The sequence below is a fragment of the Mycobacterium pseudokansasii genome, assembly GCF_900566075.1.
GTDB classification, from domain to species: domain Bacteria; phylum Actinomycetota; class Actinomycetes; order Mycobacteriales; family Mycobacteriaceae; genus Mycobacterium; species Mycobacterium pseudokansasii.
This window is the reverse complement of sequence record NZ_UPHU01000001.1, coordinates 1744112-1761358: the sequence shown is the minus strand read 5'-3', so window position 1 is coordinate 1761358 and position 17247 is coordinate 1744112. Positions and strand designations below refer to the sequence as shown.

Below are 17247 nucleotides of genomic sequence, written 5' to 3'. Positions count from 1 at the left end.
CACCTAACGGTATGCCTGTTGCCGGGCTGCGCACAGCACCGTGGTAGTGCAAGGATCACCGGGAACACCCGTGCGTGCACCATTGAGGGAGGGCCGGTGGCCGGCGACGTCAGCTACATCCGCACCGACGCCGACCTGCCGCCGGTCGCCATTGTCGACCGCTCCCCGATCACCCTGAAGCACAAGATCTTCATCGCCGTCGTCGCCGTGATCGGTGCAGTCGCCTGGGCGATCCTCGCGTTGGTCCGCGGCGAAACGGTCAACGCCGTGTGGCTGGTGGTCGCCGCGGGCGGCACCTACGTCATCGCGTTCCGGTTCTATGCCCGGTTGATCGAGGCGAAGATCGTCCGCCCCCGCGACGATCATGCCACCCCGGCCGAATTCCTCGACGACGGTATGGACTACGTGCCGACCGATCGGCGGGTACTGTTCGGCCACCATTTCGCCGCCATCGCCGGGGCCGGGCCGCTGGTGGGTCCGGTGCTGGCCGCCCAGATGGGCTACTTACCGAGCACGGTGTGGATCGTGCTCGGCGCGGTGTTCGCCGGCTGCGTGCACGACTATCTGGTGTTGTGGATCTCCACTCGGCGCCGCGGCCGTTCCCTGGGCCAGATGGTTCGCGACGAACTTGGCCCGACCGCCGGTGCAGCCGCCCTGATCGGGGTTCCGGCCATCATCGTCATGGTCATCGCGGTGCTGGCGCTGGTGGTGGTGCGCGCTCTCGCGCAAAGCCCGTGGGGTGTGTTCTCGATTGCCATGACCATCCCCATCGCCCTGTTCATGGGCTGCTACCTGCGCTTCCTGCGGCCGGGGCGGGTGGCGGAAGTGTCGCTGATCGGGGTGGCGCTACTGCTGCTCGCCGTGGTGTCCGGCGATTGGGTCTCCCAAACATCCTGGGGCGCAGACTGGTTCAGCCTATCGCCGGTCACCCTGTCGTGGCTGCTGATCGGCTACGGCTTCGCGGCGTCGGTGCTGCCGGTGTGGTTGCTGCTCGCGCCGCGCGATTACCTGTCGACGTTCATGAAGGTGGGCACCATCGCACTGCTCGCCATCGCGGTGTTGGTGGTTCGGCCGGTCATGATGGCTCCGGCCGTGTCGCGGTTCGCCGGCGCCGGCAACGGGCCGGTGTTCGCGGGTTCGGTGTTCCCCTTCTTGTTCGTCACCATCGCTTGCGGCGCACTGTCCGGATTCCATGCGCTGATCTCGTCGGGAACGACGCCGAAAATGCTGGAGAAGGAAGGCCAGATGCGCCTGATCGGCTACGGCGGCATGATCACCGAGTCGTTCGTGGCGGTCATCGCGCTGCTGACCGCGTCGATCCTGGACCAGCATCTGTACTTCGCGCTCAACGCCCCGGCGGCCCAGACCGGCGGCACCGCGGCTAGCGCCGCCCAGTACGTCAACGGGCTCGGCCTGCGGGGGAACCCGGCTACCGCGGACCAGATCGGTCAGGCCGCCGCCAGCGTGGGCGAGCGCTCGATCGTCTCACGCACCGGCGGGGCGCCGACGCTGGCCTTCGGCATGTCCGAAATGTTGCACCGGGTGTTCGGCGGCATGGACCTCAAGGCCTTCTGGTACCACTTCGCGATCATGTTCGAGGCGCTGTTCATCCTGACCACCCTCGACGCCGGCACCCGCGCCGCGCGCTTCCTGGTCTCCGACGCGCTGAGCAACCTCGGTGGGCCGCTGCGCAAACTGCAGAATCCCAGCTGGCGCCCGGGCGTCTGGGTGTGCAGCCTGGCAATGGTCGCCGCCTGGGGCAGTATCCTGCTGCTCGGCGTCACCGATCCGCTCGGTGGCATCAACACGCTGTTCCCGCTCTACGGCATTGCCAACCAGCTGCTGGCGGCGATCTCGCTGACCGTGATCACCGTCGTGGTCATCAAGAAGGGCCACCTGAAGTGGGCCTGGATACCCGGGGTGCCGTTGCTGTGGGACCTGGCCGTCACGCTGACGGCCTCGTGGCAGAAGGTGTTTTCCGCCGACCCGGCGGTCGGCTACTGGACTCAGCACTACCAGTATCTGGCTGCCAAAAACGACGGCAAGACGGCGTTCGGTTCGGCGGCCAATGCCGACCAGCTCGACGACGTCATCAGAAACACCTTTGTCCAGGGCACCCTGTCGATCGTCTTCGCGACAGTCGTCGTCGTGGTGTTTGTCACCGGGGTTACCGTGGCGCTCAAGACAATTCGCGGCGCGGGCCGGCCGTTGGCCGAGGATGAGCCGGTGCCGTCGAAGCTGTTCGCGCCCGCCGGCCTCATTCCGACGGCAGCGGAACGCGAGCTGCAACGAAGATGGAACGAGCTGCCCGGGTCTGCCACGAAACCCCTTGGCGCTCGGAAGCATTGACTTCAGACCGGGTCGAATCCGGAGATCAGCCAGCGACCGCCGACCTTGTCCAGCGTCACCCGAACGCTGGATGCGGTGTAGGTGGGCGCTTCGGTGCCCACAATCGTCGTCTGGTTGACGAACAGCAGCACCACCGCGTGGTTCGACTGGGCCGACACCGATGCCGCGGCCGGTACGGTGGCAACCGCCGAAATCTGTTTCCGCTTGGCGCCGGGGATGACGACGTCGCGGGTCAGCGACGTGTATTCGTCTTTGAAGTGCCCGGTCAACCGGTCACCTGCGGCACCCAGGTCGCGCTCGGCCGTGTCGGGCCGGTAGGACAGCAACTCGACCGTCGCCGCCCGCGCCGCCTGGATCACCTCGAGGCTGCCGATGCTTTCCGGCGCCGACGAGCATTGCCACTTCAGGAAACCGGCCGCCAGCGCGAGCGACAACGCCAGGCCCGGCAGCACACCGTAGGCCAGTGGCCGCGGCCACCGGATTCGGCGCTCAGCTTCCGTCGCGGGTTCGGCGGCGGTAGCGGTATCGGTGCCGGCGCTCACCGGCGGTGGGGTACTCACGGCACGAACTCCACGTTGGAGACCTTGGCCTGCGCGCCCACCCGGCGCACCAACAGCCGCATCCGCCATGCTCGCGATTCCTCTTGGGCCGCGTAGATGTTCGACGTTTTCACGGTCACGGCAACCAGCACCTGCGCGTGGTCGCCGGACTGCGATTCCAGCGCCGCTTCCGTCACCGTGCCGACCGATCTCGACTGGGTCCGCACCACGACGTCGATGTAGGGCTGCGATCGCTTGGCGAAGTTGTCGTAGAGCTGGCCCGTTGCCCCATCCAGGATGCGTTGCACGTCGGCGTTGGCCTGGTGGAAGTCGATGGTGGTGAGGTTCAGCGCCCCCTGGCGACCGGCCTGCAGAAAGAGCCTGCTCTGCTGCAGGGCTTGCTGCGACTGGTGGGCCCGGACCCCCAGGAAAGCAACCAGCCCGGCCAACGCAAGCAGCGCGACCAGCCCGATCAGCAACGCCGACCGCTCCGGGCGGCGTCGGCTGGGCCGCGCCTGGGTCGATTCGCTCAATTCGGGGGCAGCAACATCGACTGCCATGTGCGCTCCTTCCCGCCGGCCGCAGCCAGATCGGATTGGGTGTAGACCTGCCCGTCCGGGCCGAGGTAGGTACCGGTAGCCGGGTCGTATTCGGCGGCAGCTATCGGAAACGGTGGTGCGGCCGGTGCGGGGGCGCCCGGTGCGGGCGGTATGCCGGTTGGTGCGGCCGGTGCGGGGGCGCCCGGTGCGGGCGGTGTCCCGGGGGGCAGCTGGGGAACGGGCTGGCCTGACAGGGTGGCATTCGGGTCGCCTTTCCAGTTGTAGCCGTCGTTGAGCGGAACATAGCTCTGGTCGCTCTCACACATCGCGACCGTCGGGGCTCGTTTTCCGGGCCGGCCAACACACGGCGTATTACGAACGCCGCGAACGTTGTTCGGCGAGTCCTGCGGCACCCGGCAGTACAAGTCTCCGGCCGGGCGATCGGGGTAGTCCTCCCAGGACGGCACGCGGCGCTGCTGGACCGGCAGGTAGCCGGTGGTGCACGGCGGCGGCAGGTTGAGCCGCATGTTGAAGCTGAGGAAGACGCCCTTGTAACCCTGCTTGGTGTTGCGGTTGGGCACGCCGATCGCCTGGATGGTTGCGACCGCCTGGGGCAGCAGCACCAGCAGCTGCTCGATGGCGGGGTGATAGGTGACCGCCACCTGACCGACGCCGATCAGGTTGGACAGCAGCACCGGCAGTGTCGGATTGACCCGGTCGAACAACTGCCGGAGTTCCGCGGCGGCCGGGCCCGCTTGTTGCAGCACGGTCCGGACGGCGGTGTCGTTGCGCAGCAGCCCCCGGCTGAGGTCGGCCAGATGCGCAGCCCACAGCTGTACCGCATCCGGCGAGTCGGCCTGGGAATCCAGCACGGGCTTGGATTGGTCGATCAGGGTGAGCAACGGGCCCAGGTTCCGGCGCGCTTCGATGGACAGCGAACCGGCTCCGGTGACCAGCCGGGCGATATCCGGCCCGAGGCCCCCCACCGCGGTATAGGCCTCGTCGACCGTCGTCTTCAGGCTGTCGCGCGGGATCGACTCCATGCCCCGGTTCACCGTATCCAGCAACGTGTCCAGATCCGGCGGCACCGAAACGCGTTCGGCCGGAATGACGTCGCCGTCCTTGAGCGGTGGGGAATCCCGGCGGGGCAGCAGCGTGACATACTGCTCACCCACCGCTGACTGACTGTGCACCTGGGCGTCGACATCGGAGGGAATGTCGATGTCCGACTTGAGCGAAAGCACCGCCGCGACACCGGTATCGGTGAGCCGCACGCTTTCGACCCGGCCGACTTCGGTTCCGCGATAGGTGACGTTGCCGCTGGGGTACAGGCCGGCGGCTTGCGGCAGCTGCACGGTGACCCGGTAGCGCCCGATGCCGAACACCGCCGGCAGCTGGATGTAGTGGAAGATCATCACCGCTCCGCCGACCAGCGCGACGATCACAAAGATGGCCAGTTGGACCAGGATTCGTCTCGACAACGGCGGCATGTCAACGCCCCTGATCCCAATGGTACGGAGCGACAAGCGGATTGCCGGCGGTGTAGGGACTCGGCATCTGGCCGATGGTGCGGCCCCACTGCAGCTCCAGCTCCGTCAGGCTGCCCTCCCATCGGGTGCCGGTGAGGAAGGAGGCGTCGAGCCGGCTCAGCGTCAGGTCGATGATGGCCGTCAGGTTGGCGTAGTCCCCGCGGGCCCAGTTGCTGATCGTGTCCTTGGGAAACGGGTAGGTGGTGAGCAAGCTCAGCGAACGGGTCAGGGCCGGACCGGCATTGGCCAGCGATTCCACCACCGGCCCAAGATCTTTCAGCTGCTTGACCAAGGCGTCCTTAGTCTGGTTGGCGGAGTCGGCGGCCAGTGCACTGAACTTGGCGAATTGATCGAGCGCATCAACCAGCTGCTGCCGTTCGTCCGCCAGGGTCCGAAGCGCGTCCGGGATGGTCTGCAGCGCTCGGTCCACCACCGGCTTCTCCTTCGCCAACTGACCGACCACATTGTTCAGACTTTCGGCCGCGGCGATGATGTCGCCGGTCTGGTCACCGACCAGGCCGACATATCTGTCGACCTGCTCGATCAGGCTGCGCAGCTCGGCGGCCCGTCCGGCCAGCGCGGTGCTCAGTGCTTCGGTGATGTCCTGAATCTGGCCGATACCACCACCATTGAGCAGCAGCGAGACCGCGGCCAGGGTTTGCTCGGTCGACGGGTAGCTGCCGGCCGACGTCAGCGAGATCAGCGACCCCTGCCTCAACTTGCCCTGGGGTGCGACGTCGGTGGGTGGGGCCAATTCGATGTGCAGCGAACCGAGCAGGCTGGTTTGGCCGATGGTGGCGGTCGCGTTGGCCGGCAGCTCGACGTCACCGTCGAGCCGGATGGTCAGCAGCGCATTCCAGCCCTGTCGCTCGATCTTGGTGACGTTGCCCACCGTGACGTCGCCGACCTGCACGCGGGAGTTCTGCTCGAGGGTGCCCACGTCCGGCAATTGCACCTGAATGGTGAACGAGCCCGGGCCGCGACCCGCGGTCCCCGGCAACGGGATCGAGTTGAGACCTCGCCAACCGCAGCCGGCCAAGCCGAACACAGCCAGCACCGTCAGCATCCACACCCGGCTGTGACGCCACACCGCACCCATCAGGAGCCTCCTTCGAAGGGCAGCAGCAGGCCGCGTAGCCCGGCGGCCGGATCGGTCGGATACACCTCGGCCGACAACGCTGTATTATCGACGGCCGCAGTGGAATTGGAAGGCGGGGGAACATAGTCCGGCCGCATCCAGTCCTCGCTGTAGGTGACCTCGTTGGGCCGCGCCACCGCACCGACGATCAAGTTCTCCCCCAACGGGGGAAAGTTATATTGCCGATTCTTGATGATCGGCGCCAGATATTGGACGCACAGCTTCGCCGATTGTTCGTAACCCAGCCGCGACGCCGCCTGGATCGCCCCGCACAAGAAGGCAATCGGATTCGCGAAGTTGTTGAACGCCGGCGCTCCGCTGAGGGTGCCCTGCGCCGGCTGGTAGATGTTCATGAAGTTCTGCAACTCGGTCGGGGCGATGTGCAGCGCCTGCTTGATGTCGTCGAGGCTGTCGTTCAGCGCCGTGGACACCGACGCCAGCTTGTCCGACGTTTCACCCAGCGCCTCCCGGTTTTCGGCCACGAAGCCGCGGACGTCACCGACGATGTCGGCCAGCGCCGCGACCGCGTCGGCAACCTCATCGGGGTCGTTGGTCAGCAGCCCGGTCACCGTGACCAGGTTCTGGTTCAGCTGACGCATCAGGTCGGTGCTGCTTTGCAGGGCCGACACCAGAATCGACAGGTTCTTCACCGTGCTGAAGATATCGTTGCTGTGGTCGCCGAGTGCCGAAACCGCCTGGGACAGCTTGACAATGGTGTCCCTGATGGTCGCTCCCTGGCCGCGCAGGTTAGCGGCGGCGGTGTTCAGCAACGCTCCCATCGCGCTCATCCCGCCGGGTTGGCTCGGTTGCAGCATCTGGGTGAGCTTTGCCAGGTCCTGGCGCAGGTCGTCCCACTCCACCGGGACGGCGGTGCGCTCCAGCGGGATCACCGCGTGGTCGCGCAGTTGCGGCCCGCCGGTGTAGGCCGGTGTCAGCTGAATAACGCGCGCGGTGACCAGCGACGGGGACAGGATGACCGCCTTGGCAGTGTCGGGCACTTGGTATTTGGCGTCGTAGGAGAAGGTGATCTTGACCCGCTCGGGTTGCGGCTCGATCTTGTCGATCTTGCCGACAGGAACCCCGAGGATGCGCACTTCGTCGCCGACGAAAATGCCGTTGCTGTTCTTGAAGTAGGCGACCACCGTCGTGTTGCGGGTCGCGGCGGCGGCCTGCCAGGCCACCACCACCCCGGCGATGCAGGTGAGCACGAGCAGGGCGGCCACGCCGATGCGGGCAGTGTGGCGGTTCGCAGCGCGGTTCATCATTGGCCCGCTTGCTGACCGGGTTTCGCGGGCCCGGGGGCTTCACCGGGCGCGGGAACGTACACCGGCGGCCGTGTCGGCGGCGGCGGCGGGGCCGTCTCTCCGGGGGCCAGCGCCGGCGGTCCCGGCGGCGGCCCGCCCGGCGGCGGGGCCGGCGGCGGCTCGCGATACGGATAGCGGGGATCGCCGGGATTACCGGTGATCGCGTCCGGAAGGTTCAGCCGCGGCTCGCCACCCTGACCGGTGCGCGGGAACGGCACCGGCAGCGCGGGTGTGCCAGGCTGACCGAGCTGCGGATCGGTGAGCTGCGACGGCAGCAGCACATTGGGATCCAGACCGAGATCGGAGAACGCGGCGTCGACGAACGGCTGGATGAACTGACCGGGAATCAGGTTGGTGATGTAGAAGTTGAACCACGGGCCGGTGGACATCGACTCGCCCAGTGACAGCGCGTAGTCGTTGAACTTCTTTATTGCCAACTGGATTCGCTGTTTGCGGTTGTCGACGATCGTCAGGACCCGGTCGAGCTTGTCCAGGATCGGGTTGAGGGTCTGCCGGTGATCGGCGATAATGCCCTTGATTTGCCGGCTTATCGCCGAGATGTTGCCGGAGATCGTATCCAGCGCGCGGCTTTGGCTTTCCAGCTGCGCAAGCAGGGCGTTGGTGTCGGCGACCAGCCGGGCGATCTGCTCGCTGCGCTCTGACAACACGGTCGTGGCTTTGTTGGCGTTGGACAACAGATTTCGCAGTTGAGCGTCGCGCTCGTTAAGCGTCTGGGAGAACCGCGCCACACCGGCCAGCGCAATTCTCAGGTCGGGCGCGGTACCGGAGAATGTCTCTGCCAGCACGGCCAATGATGCCGACAGCGTGTCGGTGTCCAGCCCGCTGATGGTGGCGCCGAGATCGCCGAGCGCGTCGGGCAGCTGATAAGGTGACGTCGTTCGTTCGAGGGGAATCGGCCCGGTCAGCCTGCCCTCGCCGCGGGGTGTGATTTCCAGGATCCTGGCGCCCAGCACGCTTTTCGTCTTGATTGCGGCCTCGGTGCGGTCGCCGAGCCGGATATGTTTGTCGACCTCGAAGCTGACCAGCACCTTGGGTCCGTCCAGCGCGATGCCGTTGACCTTGCCCGCCTTGAGGCCCGAAACCTGCACCGTCGTGCCGGTCTGCAAACCGCCCGCCTCGGCGAAGTAGGCCGAATAGTCCCTGCCGGCCTTGACGAACGGCAGCCTGCTGTAGGTCAGTGCGGCCAGCACCGCCGCGGCCACCACCACCAGGCCGACCACGGCGACGACGAGGGGATTGCGTTCGGAGAACGATTTCATCGCGGCGTACACCTTCCCGAGGGCTGGCCGATCACCTTGACGTAAATCGGCTGGCCGCCTTTGCCGTTCAGTTTCAGAAGCAGGTCGCACATGTAGAAGCTGAAGAAGTCGCCGTAGAGTCCTTGCCGATTCAACATCTGGTAGGCGTCCGGCAGGGTGTTGAGCAGATCGTCGACATAGTCGCGGTCGGCAAGTATGACGTCCGCTATCCGCTCCGACTGATAAATGATGTCGGCCAGCGGCGCGCGGCCTTGCGCGAGCAGATCGGCGATCGATCCGGCGGCCGCGTTGGCGTAGGCGATACCGGTGCTGATCTCCTGCTTGTTGTCGGCCAGGGTGACCAGCAATTGGGACATTGAATCGACTGCCTTGGCGAATTGGGTACTTTGGTCACCCAGGGAGCCCAGCACGGTGTTCAGGTTGACGATGACCTGTCCGATCAGCTGACCGCGGTCCGCCAGCGTGTTGGTCAGCGTCGCCGTTCGCGCCAGGAACGAACTGATCGTCGCGCCCTCACCCTGCAATGCCTTGATCAGCTCGGTCGACAACGCGTTGACCTGATCGGGATCCAGCGCGTGGAACAACGGCCGGAAGCCGCCGATCAGCGCGTCCAAGTCCAACGCCGGCGATGTCTGGGCCAGCGGAATCGTCTCACCTGGCTCGAGTCGTCTGCCGCCGCCCCCTTCCTCGAGCGCCAGATAGCGGCCGCCGATCAGGTTCTGGTAGCGGATGACCGCTTTGGTGCCCTCGGTCAGGACCACGGAGTTGTCGGTGCCGAACTCGACGATCGCGGTTCCGTCGTCCTGGATCGAGATGCGTTTGACCTGGCCGACTTCCACGCCGGCGATGCGGACGAAGTTGCCGCTCTCCAGTCCCGACACGTTGCTGAACTGCGCCCGGTACGGTTTTTCATCCCCGAAGCGCAGATCGGCGAAGATCGCCAACATCGCGATCAGCCCCAGCGTGCACACGACCATGAAGATCGTCAACCGCCAGATGGCACCGGCCAGGTTCTCTCTCATCGCGTTGGCTTCTCCTCCGGCGTCACGGCGACGGTGTCGCTTCTCGAGGGAGCGGCGGGGCCGGTGTCGGCTGCAGCTGCGCCGGCGCTGGGACGACGAACGGCTCGGATCCCGGTGGCGCGGGCCCTGGTTCGCGCGGGGCGCCGGGCGGCGGCGCCGGCGGCAGGCCCGGGTACAGCGGAGACCCGTCCGGTGCGTACTGCGTAGCGCCGTAGGGCGGCGCACCCGGGTACGGGATGGGGCCGGGGGCCGGCCCGCCCGGATAGCGGACGCTGGGCGGTTCGGGCTGTCCTCGGGTGACCGGGAGGTAGTCGGCGTATCCCGGGAAAGCGATTCCGGGGTTGGGGCGGATATCGAGCCCCGTTCCCCAGCCGGTATTGGTAATCAGTTGGCGCAGCGGCCAGTTGGCGGCGACGTCGGGCAGCGATCCGCAGCCCGGCTTACCGCCGGGTCCGCCTTTGGCGCCGACGATCGGAAGGTTCTGCGGAAAGCGGTACTGGTCGGCGCCGAACAACGGAGTGCTGTCGATGATCAGTGAGTAGCCATTGGCGCCGCCGGTGGCATCCAGATAGCCGGTGTCGAGCGCGACTTTGGCGCCGACCAGCATGCACGTCAGAACCCCGTGGTACTTCGTCAGCAGGCTGGTGGTCGGGTCGAGCAGGTTCACGGCGGTGACCAGCCTGTCCTTGTTCGCACCCAGCAGCGCAATACCGCTGCGCGACAGGCCGATCATCTCCGCGAGCAGCGAATCCAGCGCCGGCGCCTCCCCGGCAATGGTGGCGCTGGTGACGCCGGCCGCATCGAGGACCTTCAGGATATCTTGTGCCGCAGCACCATAGGTGTCGCTGAGACGCGTGACCGCCCGCGTGTCCGCCCGGACCGTTTCGGCGCGCGGATTGATCGCGAGCAGCACCTGGTTGGCGTCGGTGATGCTCTGACCGACCGTCGCGCCGTGCCCGCGCAGACCTTCGGCCAGCGCGGACAGCACCCCCTGCAGCTTCGCCGGATCGATCTGGTTGAGCACCTTGACCAGGTTGGCGAACATCGTGTTGACCTCGGTGCCGACATTCTCGGCCCGAAGCACCGTCCCGGCGGCCAGACGCTGCGGGCTGGGGTAGCGCGGGTAAACCAGGTCGACGTATTTGGCGCTGAACAAGGTGGTGGCCCGGATCCGGGCGCCCACATTGGCCGGGATGTATCTGATCTGATCCGGTTGGATCGCCAACGTCAAGGTCACGTAGTCGTTCCCGGCGGTGATCTCGCTGACCCGGCCCACCTGCACTCCCCGCAACTTGACCTTGCCGCCGCGATCCATCACCAGGCCGGCCCGGTCGGACAGCACCGTCACCGCCACCGATGACGTGAACGACCCGGAGAACAGCGCGGCGGTCAGGGCGACGGTGCCGACGACGGCGATCACCAGCACGAGCGTCCACCACCCGGGATGCGTTCGCTGCGAACGTGATTCCGACATGGTCGCGGCTCCCCTGACTACCCGGCTATCCCGACAGATTGAAATGGCCGGACTGGCCGTGCACGGATAGCGAGATCGCCAGCACGATCAGCGTCAACACGATGAGCGAGGTGCGCACCGAGCGGCCGACCGCCGCGCCCACTCCGGCGGGCCCGCCCTTGGCGGTGTAGCCGTAATAGGTGTGCACCAGCATGATGGCGACGGCCGCGGCGATCACCGTGAGGAACGACCAGAGCAGGTCCGTCGAATTGAGAAAGGTACGGAAGTAATGGTCGTAGACGCCGGTGGACTGACCGTAGACCCCGGTCGTGCCGAACCGGGCGGCCTGGAAAGCACATACCACCGCAATGCAATACAGCGGGATGACCACGACCACACCGGCCACCACCCGGGTGGAGACCAGGTAGGCCACCGATCGGACGGCCATCACCTCCAGCGCGTCGATCTCGTCGGCGATGCGCATTGCGCCCAGCTGCGCGGTGGCACCGGCGCCGATGGTGGCCGCTAAACCGACACCGGCGACCGCCGGTGAGATGATGCGAACGTTGACGTAGGCGGAGATAAAGCCGGTCATGGCCTCGACCCCGATGCCGGACAGCTGGTTGTAGCCCTGCACGGCGATGACGGCACCGGTCGACAAGGTCAGGAAGCCGACGATGACCACCGTGCCGCCGATCACCGCCAGCGCGCCGGTGCCCAGGCTCATCTGAGCGATCAGTCGGATGATCTCGCGGCCGTAATGGCTGAACGCCGTTCGCATTTCGGCGATAGTCCGGCCGTAGAAGGTCACCTGGGAGCCGACCCGATTCCAGCCGGCCGCCAAGCCGCTCGCCCGGTGAGTGATCCAGGCGAGCCGCTCGACCGGCGGGTCGGCGCTCATTGCGGGCCTACGTAGAAGACGGCCGTCGCGACGATGTTGATCACGAACAAGGCGATGAAGGAGTAGACAACCGTCTCGTTGACGGCATTGCCGACACCCTGCGGGCCGCCGCCCACGGAAATGCCTTTGTAGCAGGCGATCAGGGCGGCGGCCATGCCGAACAGCGCGCCCTTGACCAGACCCAGGATCAGTTCGGGAAGGTGGGTGATCAGCGTCAGGCCCGCGGCGAAAGCTCCCGGCGTAACGTGCTGGACGAACACCGAGAACACGAACGAGCCGGCGAGGCCGACCAGGGTCACCAGCGACACCAGCGACACCGCGACCACGGTGGCGGCCAGCACGCGGGGCGCCGCCAGCCGGCGGATTGGGTCGACGCCCATGACCCGCAGCGCGTCGAGTTCCTCGTGAATGGTCCGGGCGCCCAGATCGGCACACATCGCGGTGGCTCCGGTGCCGGCGACGACGAGCACCGTCACCACCGGCCCGATCTGGGTGACCGAGGCGGTGGCTGCGCCGGTGCCGGAGAAGTCGGCGGCGCCGAACTCCACCAACAGGATGTTGAGGGTGAACACCACCAGCACGGTGAACGGAATCGCCAGCAACAGCGTCGGAACGATGGAAACCCGTGCCACAAACCAGCTTTGCAGCAGAAACTCCCGCCACGGGAAGGGCAGTTTGAACATCGCCACAAAGGTGTCCAGCGACATGGCGAAGAATTCGCCGACGGAACGCAGCGGCTTGGTGACGGTGTCGGATGAAACCATCAGCGCGGCTTCCCTTTCCTGTTACGCTCCATTGCGCTCGAGCGTGTTGCTGCGTTCTTGCAGGGACTATGGTCGCCACCTGGTACTTCGAGGAAGAGTCGTTTGTCAGAAGTGTGTAGACGAAGGTCCTCTGCAGCTCGAGTACCGGACACCCTCACGAGCCCGCCGGTGCAACGTATCCGGCGGCCGATTGCCGCAACTGCCGGATCTGGGCGGGGCACAATTCGCCGACTGCCTGGCTGATCAGGTAGGAGGCCTGATACTCGTCGGAGGTGTCGAAGTCGCTTTTGACCTCGCTGATGAGCTGTGCGTAGGGCTCGCCGGCCCGCACCTTCTCACAGATGCCGTTCCCATATGCCAGCGCGGTCGCGGCGTCGGCAAAATTGTAGCCCGGGCGCACCGTCACATTGACCAGGTAGGCCACCGCGTCGGCGTGGGCCGCCGGTGAACCGGTGGACACCACGACGCCCGTCGAGGCCGCCGCGGCCAATATCAGGCCGAGCCCCTTGACCCCCTTGACGCCGAGTGGTCGGCCGGTGCGCCGTACACGGCGACGACCACGCTGCGGTCCAGGCTGTTCTCCGACCACACGCCCATCTGCGTATAGGCGCAGTTCTGCATGATCGCCAGGTATGCGGGGTTGTAGTACCACTGGTTGATCACCTCGATGCCGCTGATCGCCAGGGCCGGGTTGATGGCCACCGTCTCCGCGACGCTGCCGCGGTAGCCCGCGGCGGTCGCGCGGTCCTGCACGGTCGAGCCATCAGAGCCGAGGTCACCGTCGAGGGCGCGGTTGTTGAGCACGTCGACGGTGTGCCATTGCGCCGCGAGTTGCAGCTGCAGGTTGATCCGCACATCGTTGGTGCAGCCGGCGTTGTGCTGCACGGTGTAGACGTTCGCGACGACGCCGTCGTTGAGGCGCTTGTTGTCCGCGTTCGCGGGCGGCGTCGCGAGCGCTCCGGCCGCGAGCAGCGCCGCCAGGACGCAACCCCAACCCCGCGACCGGATGCGTTGCCGGCCTCGCCCGCTATCGCGGTCACTCGTGCGGTTCGGTGATCCACTTGCGCGCTTCGCCGACATCCGCGTTCGGGAATGCGCGGTACTGGCCGGGCCACAGAAAGCCGAAGAACTGGCTGAATTTCGCCACATGCGACATCCATTCCACGTCGGTGACCAAGGCGGCGCGTTCCCAGTCGAAGACGTGGCCGAAACCGAACTTCGAATCCTCCCAGAGCGCACCGGGATCGAATTTCTGGAAGTCATGCGGTATTTCACAGTAGATCCGCACCTTCTGATGGCGGGCGAGCCTGTCTTCCAAGTCGGGCACCAGGACGGTGCGGTAGTCGGTTTTGGTGACGTGCCCATGCAGGGCGAACGCGGCGACGTTGTCGGGAAAGCCCTGCAGGCGCTCGATCACCATGCCTCCTCGCGTCCGCCCGTCCGATGCAATTGCGGTCTGGTCATCGTCTCCTCGCCGGGCGGCGTGGCGTAGAGGCCAAAGTCACCGAAAGACCCGCCACCGACGGCACGCCGGGCAACGCGGGTAGTGCCGGAATGCCTGGCATCGGGCCTAAAATTGGGCGCGATGAGAGTCGGTATCGACTTCGGCACCACGCACACCGTCGCCGCGGTCGTCGACAGAGGCAACTACCCCGTCGTTTCCTTCGACGGGGTGGCGGGTTGGCCGTCGCTCATCGCGGCAAACGCGGCCGGAGAGATCCGGTTCGGGCTGGACGCCGCCGCCGTGCGCCGCGAGCCGGGGTGGTCGGTGCTGCGCTCGTTCAAACGTCTGCTCAACGACGCCGGACCGCACACCGAGGTGAACCTGGCCGGCCGCGATTACCCGCTGGCCGAGTTGCTCACCGGCTACCTGGCGCGGTTCGAAGACGATCTTCGGCATCGCTCCAACGCCGGACTCGAGCCCGGCGAACCGATCGAGGCGGCGATCAGTGTGCCGGCCAATGCGTCCAGCGCGCAACGCTTTATGACGCTGGACGCCTTTCTCGCGGCGGGCTTTCACGTCGTCGCAATGCTGAACGAACCGTCTGCGGCCAGCCTCGAGTATGCCCACCGGTACCGCTCCACCATCACCGCCAAACGCGAATACGTCCTGATCTACGACCTCGGCGGCGGCACCTTCGACGCCTCGTTGCTGAAAATGACGGGCCAGGTCAACGAAGTCGTCGTCAGCGAGGGCATCCAGCGTCTGGGTGGCGACGATTTCGACCAGGCGATACTGCAGCTCGTCGTGTCCGGCGCGAAGCTGCCCGGAGTTGCCCAAGCATCCGACCCGCTGAGGGAGGAATGCGCCGCACGCAAGGAGACCATCGGGCCGCAGACCCGCCGCTTCCTGGTGGACCTGACGGTGCTCGACGGGATCGACAGGCCGCCGTTCGCCTGCGGCATCGACGAGGTGTATTCGGCCTGCGCGCCGCTCGTCGAGCAGACCATCGATGTGCTCTCGCGGGTGCTGCACGACCCGGTGGCAACCGGAAGCGGCGCCGCCTGGTCCGAGGTGGCAGGCATCTACCTGGTGGGCGGGGCCGGCGGCTTTCCGCTGATTTCCCGCATGCTGCGCACCGCGTTCGGGGAGAAACGGGTGAAACGCTCGCCGCACCCGTTTGCCGCGACCGCCATCGGGCTGGCGGTCTTTCTCGATACGAAGGCCAATTTCCAGTTGTCCGAACACTTTTCGCGGCATTTCGGAGTCTTCCGCGAGGCGCAGGCCGGCGCCGACGTGGTGTTCGATCCGATCGTGCCCAAGGACGCCTCGCTTCCCGCCGACGGGCATTCGCCGTTGGTCGTTCGGCGGACCTATCGGGCGGCGCACAACATCGGTCATTTCCGGTTCGTGGAGTGCAGCCGCCTGGTCGACGGTCGTCCCGACGGGGACGTGACCCCCTACGATCCCGTCTACTTCCCCTTCGACCCGGCCCTGTATCACCGCCACGACCTTGGGCGGCAACCCGTCGGCCGGTGCAACGACGGGCCCGATGTCGAGGAACGCTACGTCGTCGCCCCCGGCGGCGCGGTGGAAGTGACCCTCACGGCCCAGCCCACCGGCTTCAGGCGCACCTTCCGGCTGGAGCGACGCGCCCCGGCACGGCTGTGACCATGGAGCTCTACGACGTCATGCGAACGACGTTCGCGGCGCGCGAGTTCACCGCCGACCCGCTGCCCGACGAGGTGCTGTCACGCATCTTCGACACCGCCCGGTTCGCCCCCAGCGGCGGCAACCGGCAGGGCGCCCACATCACCGTGGTACGCGACGCCGACGTCCGTCGTCGCCTGGCCGAGCTGGGCATCCCGGCCGCCCGCCGCTACCTCGCCCAGCTGCAGGCGGGTGAAAACCCTTGGAATCCGGTCCATCCCAGCGAGGTGCCGCGGGAGGTCGTCGACAACACCGAAGTCCCTGAGGTATTCGTTGCCTCGGTCGCCAAAGCGCCGGTGGTGCTGGTTGTTTCGGTTGACCTGGAGGTGGTCGCGGCGCTGGATCAGGACCTGGACCGGGTCGGGATCGCCGCCGGCGCGTCGGTGTATCCCTTGGTGTGGAACATCCTGCTGGCCGCTCGAAACGAGGGCTACGGCGGCACCATCACCACCATGGCGATCGCCCGTGAGGAGCAGGTCCGCGCAATGCTGGGCATTCCCGGCACCCACGCGGTCGCCGCGATCGTGCCGCTCGGCAGGCCCACCCGCCAGCTGACCAAGCTGCGCCGCCGGCCGGCTGCCGAGTTCGTCACCCGGGAGCGCTTCGGCGGCCCGGCATTCGACGGCTAAGCCGCGGCTGCAGTGTTCAAGCCGGCCGCGACCCTGCGGCCACGCACCCGACTCGCCGAACGCGGTCGCAGTAGCTGCACACTCGATGAACGCGGTCGCGGTGGTGGGTCCAGCGCTGAACTCTGCGGAAGCCAAGCCCCGATGCGGGTTTCGGCGAGGCTTGGCCGCCGTCGCAGTGACTTCATTCGATGGCGTCGCGATAGATGTCCAACAGCCGAAACCTGGTGGCATCGAGATACTCTCCGAGTACGGCGATGACACGCTTTTGCAGCTCGTACCCGAGTTCGTGATCCTCTTCGCATTTCCGGCGCAGGCACTTGCCGTCGAAACCGATCGCCCGCGTCATCTCGGCCGCGCGCGCATCGAAGCGCCAGTGGTAGGGCGGCACCAACCACGACCATCCGAGGATGTCGCCGTCGCCGAGGGTCTGCACAACCAGGCTGCCGTGGCCAGGAGAAGACGTTTCGAGCGCGATCTTGCCGGCGCGAATGAGGTAGAACTGATCAGCCTGCTCACCTTCGCGGCAGATCAACTCGCCGGCATTGAAGCGCACATTCGCCGCACACCCGACCGCCAACTGCAGATGACGCGCGTCCATCCCGCTGAAGAACTTATGTCCGGCCAGAACGCGTTCGAGCGTCTGCACTGT

Annotated in this window: 17 protein-coding genes; 3 read left to right on the top strand and 14 right to left on the bottom strand. The window is 66.6% G+C overall.

The genetic code is table 11. From position 1 onward, the window contains the following. The first annotated feature begins 81 nt into the window (after positions 1–81). The gene (locus EET10_RS08115) at positions 82–2349 is read left to right on the top strand and encodes a carbon starvation CstA family protein (RefSeq protein ID WP_122502763.1); all 2268 of its coding nucleotides are present in this window, start codon (positions 82–84) and stop codon (positions 2347–2349) included. Positions 2350–2351: 2 nt separating this feature from the next. Here the strand turns inward: EET10_RS08115 and EET10_RS08110 are convergent, their stop codons facing one another. The 13 genes from EET10_RS08110 to EET10_RS08050 all read right to left on the bottom strand — a co-directional run bounded on the left by EET10_RS08110 (position 2352) and on the right by EET10_RS08050 (position 14238). Then, positions 2352–2909, bottom strand: a complete 558-nt coding sequence (locus tag EET10_RS08110; protein ID WP_122502041.1) for a cupredoxin domain-containing protein — start codon at positions 2907–2909, stop codon at positions 2352–2354. Beyond that, positions 2906–3448, bottom strand: a complete 543-nt coding sequence (locus EET10_RS08105) for a mammalian cell entry protein (protein ID WP_122502040.1) — start codon at positions 3446–3448, stop codon at positions 2906–2908. The genes EET10_RS08110 and EET10_RS08105 overlap by 4 nt, the downstream gene beginning before the upstream one ends. Beyond that, on the bottom strand, positions 3418–4917 hold the full coding sequence (locus EET10_RS08100) for an MCE family protein (RefSeq protein WP_122502039.1): 1500 nt from the start codon (positions 4915–4917) through the stop codon (positions 3418–3420). Before EET10_RS08100 ends, EET10_RS08105 begins: the two co-directional genes overlap by 31 nt. A gap of 1 nt (position 4918) precedes the next feature. Next, positions 4919–6022, bottom strand: coding sequence for an MCE family protein (locus EET10_RS08095; protein ID WP_244601884.1), 1104 nt, complete (start codon positions 6020–6022; stop codon positions 4919–4921). A 32-nt stretch (positions 6023–6054) separates the two neighbouring features. Then, positions 6055–7356 (bottom strand): MCE family protein, encoded by a 1302-nt coding sequence (locus tag EET10_RS08090; RefSeq protein ID WP_099188155.1) that lies wholly within the window; start codon positions 7354–7356, stop codon positions 6055–6057. Continuing rightward, a complete protein-coding gene (locus tag EET10_RS08085; RefSeq protein ID WP_063466369.1) occupies positions 7356–8678 on the bottom strand; it encodes an MCE family protein in 1323 nt (440 codons plus the stop codon). Before EET10_RS08085 ends, EET10_RS08090 begins: the two co-directional genes overlap by 1 nt. Then, the gene (locus EET10_RS08080; RefSeq protein WP_122502038.1) at positions 8675–9700 is read right to left on the bottom strand and encodes an MCE family protein; all 1026 of its coding nucleotides are present in this window, start codon (positions 9698–9700) and stop codon (positions 8675–8677) included. Before EET10_RS08080 ends, EET10_RS08085 begins: the two co-directional genes overlap by 4 nt. Positions 9701–9722: 22 nt before the next feature. Then, entirely contained in the window at positions 9723–11174 is a 1452-nt protein-coding gene (locus EET10_RS08075) for an MCE family protein (protein ID WP_036407539.1), read from the bottom strand. 25 nt (positions 11175–11199) lie between these two features. Next, complete coding sequence (locus EET10_RS08070) at positions 11200–12054, bottom strand: ABC transporter permease (protein ID WP_036407537.1); 855 nt, start codon at positions 12052–12054, stop codon at positions 11200–11202. Then, the gene (locus EET10_RS08065; protein WP_036407534.1) at positions 12051–12818 is read right to left on the bottom strand and encodes an MlaE family ABC transporter permease; all 768 of its coding nucleotides are present in this window, start codon (positions 12816–12818) and stop codon (positions 12051–12053) included. Before EET10_RS08065 ends, EET10_RS08070 begins: the two co-directional genes overlap by 4 nt. Before the next feature lie 154 nt (positions 12819–12972). Next, entirely contained in the window at positions 12973–13314 is a 342-nt protein-coding gene (locus EET10_RS08060) for a DUF732 domain-containing protein (RefSeq protein WP_036407595.1), read from the bottom strand. Next, entirely contained in the window at positions 13311–13826 is a 516-nt protein-coding gene (locus EET10_RS08055) for a CAP domain-containing protein (protein WP_051490813.1), read from the bottom strand. The genes EET10_RS08060 and EET10_RS08055 overlap by 4 nt, the downstream gene beginning before the upstream one ends. Positions 13827–13854: 28 nt before the next feature. Then, positions 13855–14238, bottom strand: coding sequence for a SpoIIAA family protein (locus EET10_RS08050; protein WP_246013616.1), 384 nt, complete (start codon positions 14236–14238; stop codon positions 13855–13857). Between the two features lie 165 nt (positions 14239–14403). On the opposite strand from EET10_RS08050, the gene EET10_RS08045 reads away from it, so the two are divergent. Continuing rightward, positions 14404–15930: an Hsp70 family protein gene (locus tag EET10_RS08045; protein WP_063466342.1), complete on the top strand. Its 1527-nt coding sequence runs from the start codon at positions 14404–14406 to the stop codon at positions 15928–15930. 2 nt (positions 15931–15932) lie between these two features. Continuing rightward, positions 15933–16598 carry a nitroreductase family protein gene (locus EET10_RS08040; RefSeq protein WP_036407531.1) on the top strand — a complete coding sequence of 222 codons (666 nt, stop codon included), beginning with the start codon at positions 15933–15935 and terminating at the stop codon, positions 16596–16598. Between the two features lie 181 nt (positions 16599–16779). On the opposite strand, the gene EET10_RS08035 is transcribed toward EET10_RS08040, so the two are convergent. Next, the gene (locus EET10_RS08035; protein WP_036407528.1) at positions 16780–17244 is read right to left on the bottom strand and encodes a cyclic nucleotide-binding domain-containing protein; all 465 of its coding nucleotides are present in this window, start codon (positions 17242–17244) and stop codon (positions 16780–16782) included. Positions 17245–17247: the final 3 nt, after the last annotated feature.